The following is an 11,908-nucleotide window of genomic DNA, read 5'->3' on the forward strand; positions in this document are numbered from 1 at the left end:
GTCTTCAGATGTGGGTTACCAGAATCGCTGCTGGGTCAACCGGCTCCACCAGGTCAGCAATACACGGTCCACCGAGCCGCTGGCCGCCAGGCCCACGCGTTCTTGCAGGCTTTTACGCTCGGCGTAGTGCAGGTGGAACACCTCGGCCGTCTTGGCCTTGGTCGCCAGGTATTCGTCGCTGGTTTGCAGTTCGTCGACCAGTTGTTTATCGAGCGCTGCAACACCCAGCCACACTTCTCCGGTCGCGACGTCATCGATTGCCAACTGCGGGCGATAGCGCGACACAAAGTTCTTGAACAACTGATGGGTGATGTCCAGGTCTTCCTGGAACTTCTCCCGCCCCTTCTCGGTGTTTTCGCCAAACACGGTGAGGGTGCGTTTGTACTCTCCGGCGGTCAGCACTTCAAAGTCGATGTCGTGCTTTTTCAGCAGGCGGTTGACGTTGGGCAGCTGCGCCACCACGCCAATGGAGCCGAGGATGGCAAAGGGTGCGCTGATGATCTTCTCGCCTATGCACGCCATCATGTAGCCGCCGCTGGCCGCAACCTTGTCGATGCACACGGTCAACGGCACGCCGGCCTGACGAATACGCGCCAGCTGCGACGAGGCCAGACCATAGCTGTGCACCATGCCGCCGCCGCTTTCCAGGCGCAGCACCACTTCGTCTTTCGGCGTGGCCAGGCTCAGCAGCGCGGTGATTTCATGGCGCAGGCTCTCGGTGGCCGAGGCCTTGATGTCGCCGTCAAAATCCAGCACAAATACCCGTGGCTTGGCCTCGGGTTTCTTCTTGCTGTTCTTCTTTTCGGTCTTGCTTTCGGATTTGCGCAGGGCCTTGAGCTGGTCCTTGTCGAGCAGGCTCGACTCGAGGCGCTCACGCAGGCCTTTGTAGAAATCATTGAGCTTGCTGACCTGCAATTGGCCGGCGGATTTGCGCCGCCCCTTGCTGCGCAGCGCGGCGAAACTGATCAGTACCACCAGAATAGCGACCACCAGGGTGACGGTCTTCGCCAGAAAGCTCGCGTATTCGGCCAAAAAATCCATATGTCTCCTTAAAAAAGCACGGCGCCAGGCGCGGATGGCCCCAGCATACCGACGGCACCGCCTTCGGACCAGTGCTCAAACCGCCAGCAGTCGTCCTCTAACGCGCTTTTAAAACAAGCGTATGTTTTTTCATTGACAGCTCCCTGCCATCCTCATAACCTCGCCAGACTTTCAACGTACCGGGAAAACGGACGTGGGCAGCATCTATCTGATTCGACATGGCCAGGCCTCCTTCGGTGCAGACGACTATGACGTCCTGTCGCCCGTCGGCGTAGAGCAAGCGCAAGTACTCGGTCGCCACCTGGCCGACCTGGGTCTGACGTTTGACCGCTGCCTGTCTGGCGACCTGCGTCGCCAGCAGCACACTGCCTCCGCCGCATTCGATCAATACCGTGCCCTCGGCCTGTCAGCCCCAACCTTGGAAATCGACCCGGCCTTCAACGAATTCGACGGCGAAGCGATCATCCGCGCCCTGCTCCCCGACCTGCTGACCACCGAGCCTCACGCCTTGGATATCCTGCGCAACGCTGCGCAAAACCGCAGTGAGTTCCAGCGCATTTTCGCCCTGATCATCGAGCGCTGGCTGGCCGGCACCTACGACCCACCCGGTCTGGAAAGCTGGCTGGGTTTCGTGGAACGTGTGCAGGGCGGCCTGCAACGCATCCTGGAAGCAGCCGAGAACACCGACAAGATCGCCGTGTTTACTTCCGGCGGCACCATTACCGCCCTGCTCCACCTGATTACCCGAATGCCTGCCGCACAGGCCTTTGAACTGAACTGGCAAATTGTTAACACCTCGCTCAACCAGCTTAAATTCCGTGGTCGCGAGGTGGCACTGGCTTCCTTCAACAGTCATACCCACTTGCAACTGTTGAAGGCGCCGCAGCTCATCACATTCCGATGAATTGCGGCCAACCGTGACCCCAAGGTCACTGGACTCTACCTTAAAGGATCGAAACCATGACTGACGTAGCCAAAGCTGTAGAAGCAATGAAAGCCAAATTCAACCCAGCCGCTGCCGACGGCCTGGACCTGGTGTTCGGTTTCCGTATCGACGACACCCAGAACTTCTCGCTGGTGGTCAAGAACAACACCTGCGAACTGCTGGAAGGCGAAAACCCTGACGCCCAGGTTACCCTGGTGACCGACGGCGAAACCATGGAAGGCATCGTCAGCGGCGAGACCGACGGCATGCAGGCCTTCATGAGCGGCAAGCTGCGCACCGAAGGCGACATGATGCTGGCCATGAAACTGAGCGAGCTGTTCCCGGCCTGATAACGCCGCGCTCAAAAAAGATCCCGCCTTTCGGCGGGATTTTTCGTTCAGCCAGCCTCCCGGTCAGCGGGTGTTGGCGTCATCCATTTCTTCAAACGTGTCCATGTACGCAGGGTCATTACCATCGTTTTCACGAATCACACGCCCTTCATACTCGGCGGTGATTTCACCGGTATTGACGTCAAGCCCAACCACGATCACCAGCTTGTATTTGCCCACTTGCAAGTACATGTCATAGAGGTCCCGGGGTTCATCAGGCGCCATAAAAAAGCTGTAGCTGTAACGTACGCGCTCGGTTAACACGGGCCACTGTGCTTCAAACGTGCGGGAATCGAAGGATGGGAGCACATCGCTGATTCCACGCAGCGCGGCCTCGACCAGTTGGTCATTGTCCTTGGCCTTGAAGACCACCGGATGAGTGCGAGTCATCGACCGCATCGGGTTGGGAACAATATCCGTTTCAAGGCGGTACATGCCGCTGCTGAACCACTTTGTTGCATCGAAGGTGTCGTCACCTTTCTCGCATTCGCGGCAATGCATCATCAGCGGGGCCGCGGCGCTTTCTCGGGAATACAGTGAAGTCATGAACACACCGCAGGTGAGCAGCAATACCCCCAATAGGCCTGCACTGCCAACCCGCGCGATAACATTCGCCATCGTCTACATCCTTGTCTGAAGGGGCGGCGAATTTACCTGATTCAGACCTCTTGGTGGCGGGATTTTTTTGCCCGTCATTTCACAAGCGATGTAGTTTTAATGTGGGAGCTGGCTTGCCTGCGATAGCCATAGGTATCTACACAACTTTTGAAGGCAGCCAATTTCTCCTGTGGCGAGCAGGCTTGCAACAGACTCCGTGTTAACCGGTTGTGTAGATACCTATGCTGCGATAGCGGTGGGTCAGCCCACCCGTGTGTGGCTGATGGCAAGCCAGCTCCCACAGAAAAGTGAATCAGTGGTGCGGCTTAGCTTTTCGGCTGCAGCAACAACGCCACCAACGCACTCCACCCGGTCTGATGCGACGCCCCCAACCCACGCCCGGTTTCGCCATGGAAATACTCATGGAACAACACCAGATCGCGACTGGCCGGGTCTGCTTCCAATTGAGCATAGCCCGCCATCGACGGGCGCAGGCCATTTTCATCGCGTAAAAACAAGCGGGTCAGGCGCTGGCTGAGGCTGTCGGCCACTTCTTCAAGGGACGCCAGATAACCACTGCCCGTCGGGTACTCCACCGAGAAGTTATCCGCGTAGTAGCGGTGAAACTCGCGCAGCGATTCGATCAGCATGTAGTTCACCGGCATCCACAGCGGCCCGCGCCAATTGGAGTTGCCGCCATACAAACGTGAGTCGGACTCGCCGGGCTGGTAGCGCGCGCACAGGGTGTCGCCATTCATCTTCAGCGCCAGCGGCTGCTCGGCGAAGGCCTTGGATAACGAGCGCACGCCAAACGTCGACAAAAACTCCTGGTCATCGAGCATGCGCCGCAGCAGGTCCTTGGTGCGTTCGCCGCGTAGCAAGGCGAGCAACAGGCGGTTGCCCTGCCCCGGTTCGTTCCAGCGCGACACCAGCTTGGCGAGGTCAGGCCGGTGTTTCATGAAGCCCAACAGCCGCTCACGCAAGCCTTGCAGGCCTTCGTGCTCGCGTTGCTCCAGCACCAACACGGCAAACAATGGCATCAGGCCGACGATGGAGCGCAGGCGCACCGGCTCGCTCTGGCCGTCCGGGCGGTGCAGCACATCGTAGAAGAACTGGTCCTGCTCATCCCACAAGCCTTCGGCGCTGTCGTCGACACGGTTGATCGCACCGGCGATGTACAGGAAGTGCTCGAAAAACTTCACCGCGATATCCACGTACACCCCATTGCGCTTGGCCAGTTCCAGGCCGATGCGCATCAGGTCCAGGGCATAGGCGGCGACCCACGCGGTGCCGTCGGCCTGATCCAGCTGGTAGCCGGGCGGCAAAGTGGCCGAGCGGTCGAACAAGGCGATGTTGTCCAGGCCCAAAAAGCCGCCCTGAAACAGGTTGCGGCCCTCGGCGTCCTTACGGTTGACCCACCAGGAAAAATTCAGCAGCAGCTTGTGGAAAATCCGCTCGAGGAAATCCATGTCACCCACGCCGGTCAGCGCCTTGTCCTGCTGATACACGCGCCAACTGGCCCAGGCATGCACCGGCGGGTTGGCGTCGTCGAAACGCCATTCATACGCCGGCAGCTGGCCATTGGGGTGCATAAAACGGTCTTTGACCAGCAACAACAGCTGTTGCTTGGCATACCCCGGATCAATCAGCGCCATCGCTACGGCCTGGAAGCCCTGGTCCCAGGAGGCGTACCACGGGTACTCCCAGGTGTCGGGCATGGACAGGATGTCGAAGTTCGACAAGTGCCGCCAATGGGTATTGCGGATGTGCAGGCGCTCGGGCGGCGGCGCGGGTTGGGCCGGGTCGCCGTCGAGCCACTGGTTTACATCAAAGTAGTAGAGCTGCTTGGACCACAGTAACCCGGCCAGGGCCTGACGCTGCACATTGCGCGCGTCAGCATCGGCAATGCCTTGCTGCAAGGCGGCGTAGAAGTCGTCCGCCTCCTGGCGACGCAGCTCGAACAGCTTGCGTGCATTGACCTCAGGCGCGTCCACCGGCGCAAACCGCAGGTACAGGGTTTTGCTCTGCTGGCCCGCCAGTTCGAGGCTGAAACGCGCGGCGACCTTGGTGCCCGTGTCGCGACGGATTGCCGAGTCTGCGCCGCCCACCACGTAGTCGTTGATGCCGTCCTTGAACGGCCCCTGCGCCGGTTGCCCATCGAGCTTGGGGAAGTTGCTTTCGTTTTCGCAGAACAGCCACTCCAGGCCGTCCTCGCCCCAGGCGCTGAGATGGCGATCGGTCAGCTCATGATGCCGGGCCAGCACCCGTTCACCGTCCAGGCGCAACTGCGGCTTGGGCGCGTCAAAGGTCCAGCTCCAGTCATTACGCGCCCACAGTTGCTGCAGCACCTGCACACGCGTCGGCTGGTCCGCGCGGTTGTGCACGGTGACGCGCATGAAAATATCGTCGGGCTGATGCTTGGCGTATTCAACCGTTACATCACAGTAGCGGTTGTCTTCGAATACGCCGGTGTCGAGCACTTCGTACTCGGCATCCTCAAGCCCACGGCGGGCGTTTTCGGCGATCAGGTCGGCGTAGGGAAACGCCGCATGCGGGTATTTGTAGAGCATGCGCATATAGGCATGGCTGGGCACGCCGTCGACAAAAAAGTACAGCTCCTTAACGTCTTCTCCGTGGTTGCCCTCGGCGTTGTTGAGGCCGAACAGGCGCTCCTTGATGATGCTGTCACGCTCGTTCCACAGCGCCAGGCCCAGGCACCAGCGTTGCGCCTTGTCGCTGAAGCCGGCCAGGCCGTCCTCGCCCCAACGGTAGGCGCGGCTGCGGGCGTGTTCGTGGGGGAAGTAGGCCCAGGCATCGCCGTCGGCGCTGTAGTCTTCGCGCACCGTGCCCCATTGGCGTTCACTCAGGTACGGGCCCCACTCGCGCCAGCGCTCGGCGTCTTCGGCGGCCAGGCGCTGGCCTTCAAGGGTTGCAAGGATGTTGGTTGCGGGCGTGGCCGTCATTGGGTCCTCCATCACTGACACAGTGGGGGCAGTGTAAAACCCATCCGTGCGCGGATGCACATGAAGTCGTGTTCGCGCGCGCAAAAAAAAGAGGCCGCTGACTAGGCGGCCTCCGTTTGTGGCGGCGCGAGCTTAGAAGATCGCGTAGGTGTAGTTGAAGATCAGGCGCGTCTGGTCCTGGTCCGCAGTGCCGGTGTTGTGACCTTTGTAAGTACCAGTACGGAAGGTGGTGCCGAAGCCTTTGAGCGGGCCTTGCTGCACCACGTAGTCCAGGCGGAAGTCGGTTTCGTTTTCTTTCTGATCCGAACCACCGGCCACTTTGGACTTGATGCCCGTGCCGTCCAGGTACGCCACGGAGGCTTTCAAACCTGGCACAAGGGCCTTGAAGTCGTAGGAGTACTGGCCAAAATTGACCTGCTCGCCCGCGCGGGAAAACTGGCCCACCACGGCGTCGGTGAACAGGTAGAAGTCGCTGCCGCCCGCGCCTTGTGCGTTTGGATCAGCGATGCTGCCCTGGTTGACCCAGACGAAGCCGCCGTCATCGCTCACACCGATGTGACCGAGCATCAGGCTGCTGCCGCCCAACTGGTAGGTGAACGCGGCGCTGTAGGTTTTGTTGTCCACTTCACCGGCGTGCTTGGCGTAGCCGCCGTTGTTGTTGAACTGGTAGCCGGCGTCACCGTTTTTGCCGTCGCTGGTGCTGTCGAAGTAACGCAGGTCAGTCTTGAACGATTGGTCATTGCCCAATGGCAGCACGTGAACCAGGCCGAAGTAGTTCTGTTTGTAGAAGTCCTGCAGGTCGGCGTAGTAGTACTGCAACGTCAGGTTTTTAGCGATGGCGTTGTCGGACGAGCCAAACGGCTTGTAGTCCACACCGCCGAACTTGAAGCTGTCGCTGTCGCGGGTACCGCCGGCAACGCTCAAGCCCGTGGCGTTGCTGGAAGCACGGCCTTCGGCACGGTTGAGCTCACCACCGGTGAAGGTCACGTTAGGGATGTCGTTGGAGGTCAGGATGCCGCCGTCGAAGGTCTGCGGCGCCACACGGCTGTCGTTGGAAACCAGAATAGGCAACACCGGGGCCAAACCGCCACCGACGTGCAACTCGGTCTGGGAAATACGGAATTTCACGTTACCCGCAGCGCGACTGAAACTGTCGGCGGGTTCAGTGCCGTTGTTTTTGGTCGGGAAGAAGCTGTTGCCGTTACCCGCCAGGCCCGGGCCTGCGGCGTGGCCGTCGCCACCGTCCAGACGCAAGGCGCCGAACGCCATCACGTCGAAACCGACGCCAAGGGTGCCTTGGGTGTAACCGGATTTGTAGTCAAAGCGCAGCAAGGTCGCGGCTTCGCGCAGATCGTTGTTGGTGCCCGAACGGTTGTCGGCGCTGTAGTACATGGTCCGCGAACTGACAGCCGCATGGCTGTCTTCAAGGAAACCGCTGTGCCCCGTGCCCGTGCCCAGAGAACCGAGCCCGAAGTCATCAGCGCACGCGTGTTGCGCGAGCAACGCTGCGGTGATGGATAACGCCAGTGTAGAAATTTTCATGTGTAACGGCCCCTAAACATTTTTTTATGTGCGTTGTGTGCAAACGGCGTTTTCATCCCTACAAACGTAACGATTGTTTCATGAGGACCGGGGCGCGCCTCGTGAAGAATTAGTTAGGAAAGTACCCGTGAAAATGAAATTTTCCTGGCGCCGATTTTTGTCATATTCATGTCATTTCATTCATTTGCAGAATGAAGTCCTGAGGATTCTTCGTTTGCCAGCCCCCTTAAAGCCCAACAGAATCCAGAGAAAGGCCGCACCCTCACCACCGTGTTCAGGAATTTTTCTATGCCAAGTGCCGCGTATGTCAGCCCCGACGAGATTCGCAAAGACTTTTCCAGGGCCATGTCCGACATGTACCGAGATGAAGTTCCGCTTTATGGCGCGCTGATGGAGCTGGTGGCCGAGACCAACACGCGGGTTTTGGACAGTGATTCCGGCCTGGCCAAACAACTGCAGCGCACCGGTGAAATGGAGCGCCTGGCCATGGAACGCCACGGCGCCATCCGCCTGGGCACCGCCCATGAGCTGGTCACCATCGGCCGTCTGTTTGCGGTGATGGGCATGCAGCCGGTGGGCTATTACGACCTCACACCCGCCGGTGTGCCGGTGCATTCCACCGCCTTTCGCGCTGTGCATGAACAGGCGCTGCAGGCCAGCCCGTTCCGCGTCTTTACGTCCTTGCTACGCCTGGAACTGATCGAAAACCTCGAGCTGCGCGCCTTCGCCGAAAGCGCCCTGGCCAAACGCTCGATTTTCACCCCTGGCGCCTTGGCGCTGATCGAGCAAGCCGAACGCGACGGTGGCCTCAACGCCGCGGATGCCCAAGCGTTTATCCGCGAGGCCCTGGAAACCTTTCGCTGGCACCACACCGCCACCGTGACCGGCGCCCAATACCAGCAATTGAGCGACCAGCATCGCCTGATCGCCGACGTGGTGGCGTTCAAAGGTCCGCACATCAATCACCTGACCCCACGTACTCTGGACATCGATCAGGTGCAGGCCGCGATGCCCGGCAAAGGCATCACGCCCAAAGCCGTGATCGAAGGCCCGCCACGTCGCCAGTGCCCGATCCTGCTGCGTCAGACCAGCTTCAAGGCGCTCGACGAGCCCATCGCGTTTACCGACGCAAAAGGCAGCCACAGCGCGCGCTTCGGCGAAATAGAACAACGGGGTGTGGCGTTGACGCCAAAGGGTCGCGCCCTGTACGACCAGTTGCTGAACGCGGCGCGCGACGAACTGGGCGCCTTCCCGAATGAGGGCAACGCTGCACGTTACGTCGAATTGATGGCGCAACACTTCCAGGCCTTCCCCGATAACCACGCGCAGATGCGTGAACAGGAACTGGCGTATTTCCGCTACTTCGTGACCGAGCAAGGCTTGGCGGCACGCGGCCAGGCCGGTCAGCCGCAAACGTTGGAGGCCTTGATGGCGGCCGGGCACGTGGCGGTGGAGCCTTTGGTGTATGAGGATTTTCTGCCGGTGAGTGCGGCGGGGATTTTCCAGTCGAACCTGGGCGATGCGGCGCAAAGTCACTACACAGCCCATTCGAACCAGGCTCAATTCGAGCAGGCGCTGGGCCGCCGGACGATTGATGAATTGAAGCTGTATGCCGAGACGCAGCAGCGCTCCATGGATGAATGCATCCAGGCGCTGCGTGCATGAAATAGGATGCCCGCCCGGCTCAGCAGCGCAATCCTTGCGCCGCAACAGTCCCCAGAGCCGGGTGGACGGCCGGCATCATAAGCAGTGAAACGCCGGCTGTCGCTCAGACAATTCTGAACAAATATGTCCGCGTCCTGTAGGACGTTTTATTGCAGCAAGTCCCTGATCTCGTCTTTAACCAACAGGCGTTTATCCTTCAGCTTCTTCAACGCCTCATCACTACCGGATGCCTTTTCGGCGCTCACCACCAGCTCATCGACGGTGTTGTACTTATCAAACAGCGCGTTCAAATGGGGATTTTTCGCCCGACGCCCGTCGACCTCTTCCTTGCTCAAACCCAAATCCTGATACAGGTCGTGTTTCACTGGCATGGAGTACCTCCGCAAGTTGATCAATGGCCTACGCCTTGAAACTAGCCCATTCCAAGGGGTCTTGTCATGTCTTGGGTCAAGGCGGTCCCGTTCGTCGTAATGCGCATGATGGGATCAAACCTTTGCCGTGCCCTGCCCTCCACTGTAGATCGCCACCCGAGGGAGAACGGTTTCATGACTCACGCTGCCACTGCTGTCGACACCCAATGCATCAACACCATTCGCACCCTGGCCATGGATGCCGTGCAAAAGGCCAACTCCGGCCACCCCGGCACGCCCATGGGCCTGGCACCGGTGGGCTACACGCTGTGGAGCCGCTTCCTGCGTTACCACCCCGAACATCCGGATTGGCCTAACCGCGACCGCTTTGTCTTGTCGGTGGGGCACGCCTCGATGCTGTTGTATTCGCTGCTGCACCTGGCCGGTGTGGTTGAGATTGATGCCCACGGCAAGCGCTCCGGCCAGCCGGCGATCAGCCTGGACGACATCAAGCAGTTCCGGCAGATGAGTTCCAAGACCCCCGGCCACCCCGAGTACCGCATGACCACCGGCGTGGAAACCACCACCGGCCCGCTGGGTCAGGGCTGCGCCAACAGCGTCGGGATGGCCATGGCCGAACGCTGGCTGGGCAAACGCTTTAACCGCGACGGCCAGGTGCTGTTCGACTACAACGTCTACACCCTGTGCGGTGATGGCGACATGATGGAAGGCATCAGCAGCGAAGCGGCGTCGATGGCCGGGCACTTAAAGCTCGATAACCTGTGCTGGATCTACGACAACAACACCATCAGCATCGAAGGCCACACCGAGCTGGCGTTCAGCGAAGACGTGATCAAGCGCTTCCAGGCCTATGGCTGGCACACCTTGCACGTCACCGATGCCAACGACCTGCAAGCCCTGAGCGCAGCGCTGGAAACCTTCCAGGCCAACACCGGCGCGCCAACCCTGATTGTGGTCGACAGCGTGATCGGCTACGGCTCACCGCACAAACACAACACCGCCGCCGCCCATGGCGAGCCATTGGGCGAGGAAGAAATCCGCCTGACCAAGGCGGCCTACGGCTGGCCGCAGGATTCCAGTTTCCTGGTGCCCGACGACACCCGCACGGTGCTGCGCGATGCGCTGCTGGAACGCAGCCAGCCGCTGTATGAAACCTGGCAGCAACACCTGGCGCAGCTGGAGCAGTACGAACCGGAACTGGCCGATGAATTGCGCCGCATGCGCGCCGGCGAAATGCCGGAGCATTGGCAGGACGAACTGCCCCACTTCGACACCGACGCCAAGGGCATCGCCAGCCGCGCCGCCGGCGGCGAAGTGCTGAATGCCTTCGCACAACAAATCCCCTGGCTGCTGGGCGGCTCGGCGGACTTGTCGCCATCGACCAAGACCAACCTCACCTTCGACGGCGCCGGGCGTTTCAGTGCCGATGACTACAGCGGGCGCAACCTGCACTTCGGCATCCGCGAGCACGCCATGGGCGCGATTGCCAATGGCATGGCGCTGTGCTACCTGCGGCCGTACACCTCGACCTTCCTGGTGTTCAGCGACTACATGAAACCGCCGATCCGCCTGGCGGCAATCATGGAATTGCCAGTGGTGTTCGTATTTACCCATGACTCGATTGGCGTGGGTGAAGACGGCCCGACGCACCAGCCCATCGAACACCTGACGCAACTGCGCGCCACACCGGGGTTGCTCACCTTGCGCCCCGGCGATGCCAACGAGACGTTGGAGCTGTGGAAGGTGGCCCTGGCACAAACCCATCGGCCGAGCTGCGTGGTGTTGTCGCGCCAGGCGTTGCCGACCTTGGATCGCACAAAGTATGCGGCGGCGTCTGGGGCGGCCAAAGGCGCTTATGTGTTGGCGGGTGCCGATAAGCCTGAGGTGCTGCTGTTGGCGACCGGCAGTGAAGTGAGCCTTGTGGTGGCGGCTTATGAGCAGTTGCAAGCTGAAGGCATTGCCGCTCAGGTCGTGTCGATGCCCAGTTGGGAATTGTTTGAGGACCAGGATCAGGCGTATCGCGACAGTGTCTTGCCGCCCGCGGTAAAAGCCCGTGTGGTAGTGGAACAGGCAGGCCCGCTGGGTTGGGACCGCTACGTTGGGCAGACTGGCGCCAAGGTGGTGATGAACAGTTTTGGCGCGTCGGCGCCGTTGGCCAAGTTGCAGGAGAAGTTTGGGTTTACGGTGGAGAATGTGGTGAAGCAGGCCAAGGAGCAGATTCGACTGACTGGGCGTTGAGGGGGCATATCCGTTATTTAGGTAACGGCGGCGTATGGTTCCGCTCTTACAGCCATGCCTTTCAAGGTCTTGGTTTAAAATCCCCTAATCAATTCAGTCAGGACGACGAAGCTATGTGGGAAAAGGTTTTAGAACGGTTTGAAAAACAAGCACCAGCCAGTGTCATGACCAAGCTGG

At 60.1% G+C, this 11,908-nt stretch carries 10 protein-coding genes; 5 read left to right on the forward strand and 5 right to left on the reverse strand.

Annotated elements, in window-relative coordinates; all coding sequences use genetic code 11:
- Nucleotides 1-15: 15 nt before the first annotated feature.
- Nucleotides 16-1,041, reverse strand: coding sequence for a protease SohB (gene sohB, locus HBO23_RS26140; protein WP_017135929.1), 1,026 nt, complete (start codon nt 1,039-1,041; stop codon nt 16-18).
- 193 nt (nt 1,042-1,234) lie between these two features.
- Here sohB and HBO23_RS26145 point away from each other — a divergent pair, with 193 nt between their 5' ends.
- The gene (locus HBO23_RS26145) at nt 1,235-1,945 is read left to right on the forward strand and encodes a histidine phosphatase family protein (protein ID WP_138451131.1); all 711 of its coding nucleotides are present in this window, start codon (nt 1,235-1,237) and stop codon (nt 1,943-1,945) included.
- A gap of 56 nt (nt 1,946-2,001) precedes the next feature.
- On the forward strand, nt 2,002-2,316 hold the full coding sequence (locus tag HBO23_RS26150) for an SCP2 sterol-binding domain-containing protein (protein ID WP_095016621.1): 315 nt from the start codon (nt 2,002-2,004) through the stop codon (nt 2,314-2,316).
- A gap of 63 nt (nt 2,317-2,379) precedes the next feature.
- Here the strand turns inward: HBO23_RS26150 and HBO23_RS26155 are convergent, their stop codons facing one another.
- From HBO23_RS26155 to HBO23_RS26165, 3 genes are all read right to left on the reverse strand, one after another.
- The gene (locus HBO23_RS26155) at nt 2,380-2,973 is read right to left on the reverse strand and encodes a hypothetical protein (RefSeq protein WP_170040290.1); all 594 of its coding nucleotides are present in this window, start codon (nt 2,971-2,973) and stop codon (nt 2,380-2,382) included.
- Between the two features lie 305 nt (nt 2,974-3,278).
- Nucleotides 3,279-5,915, reverse strand: a complete 2,637-nt coding sequence (locus HBO23_RS26160) for a glucosidase (protein WP_170040292.1) — start codon at nt 5,913-5,915, stop codon at nt 3,279-3,281.
- Between the two features lie 132 nt (nt 5,916-6,047).
- Nucleotides 6,048-7,457 (reverse strand): OprD family outer membrane porin, encoded by a 1,410-nt coding sequence (locus HBO23_RS26165; protein WP_017135934.1) that lies wholly within the window; start codon nt 7,455-7,457, stop codon nt 6,048-6,050.
- A 288-nt stretch (nt 7,458-7,745) separates the two neighbouring features.
- Here HBO23_RS26165 and HBO23_RS26170 point away from each other — a divergent pair, with 288 nt between their 5' ends.
- Nucleotides 7,746-9,122 (forward strand): VOC family protein, encoded by a 1,377-nt coding sequence (locus tag HBO23_RS26170; protein ID WP_169987633.1) that lies wholly within the window; start codon nt 7,746-7,748, stop codon nt 9,120-9,122.
- Between the two features lie 146 nt (nt 9,123-9,268).
- On the opposite strand, the gene HBO23_RS26175 is transcribed toward HBO23_RS26170, so the two are convergent.
- Nucleotides 9,269-9,493, reverse strand: coding sequence for a DUF465 domain-containing protein (locus HBO23_RS26175; RefSeq protein WP_017135936.1), 225 nt, complete (start codon nt 9,491-9,493; stop codon nt 9,269-9,271).
- A gap of 174 nt (nt 9,494-9,667) precedes the next feature.
- Here HBO23_RS26175 and tkt point away from each other — a divergent pair, with 174 nt between their 5' ends.
- The gene (gene tkt / locus HBO23_RS26180; protein WP_170040294.1) at nt 9,668-11,731 is read left to right on the forward strand and encodes a transketolase; all 2,064 of its coding nucleotides are present in this window, start codon (nt 9,668-9,670) and stop codon (nt 11,729-11,731) included.
- Nucleotides 11,728-11,908, forward strand: a 181-nt coding sequence (locus HBO23_RS33690; RefSeq protein ID WP_222938112.1) for a hypothetical protein, incomplete at its 3' end; no start/stop codon positions are given. The genes tkt and HBO23_RS33690, both read left to right, overlap by 4 nt.

It is taken from the genome of Pseudomonas sp. WS 5532, assembly GCF_012985445.1.
In the GTDB taxonomy this organism is placed as follows: domain Bacteria; phylum Pseudomonadota; class Gammaproteobacteria; order Pseudomonadales; family Pseudomonadaceae; genus Aquipseudomonas; species Aquipseudomonas edaphica.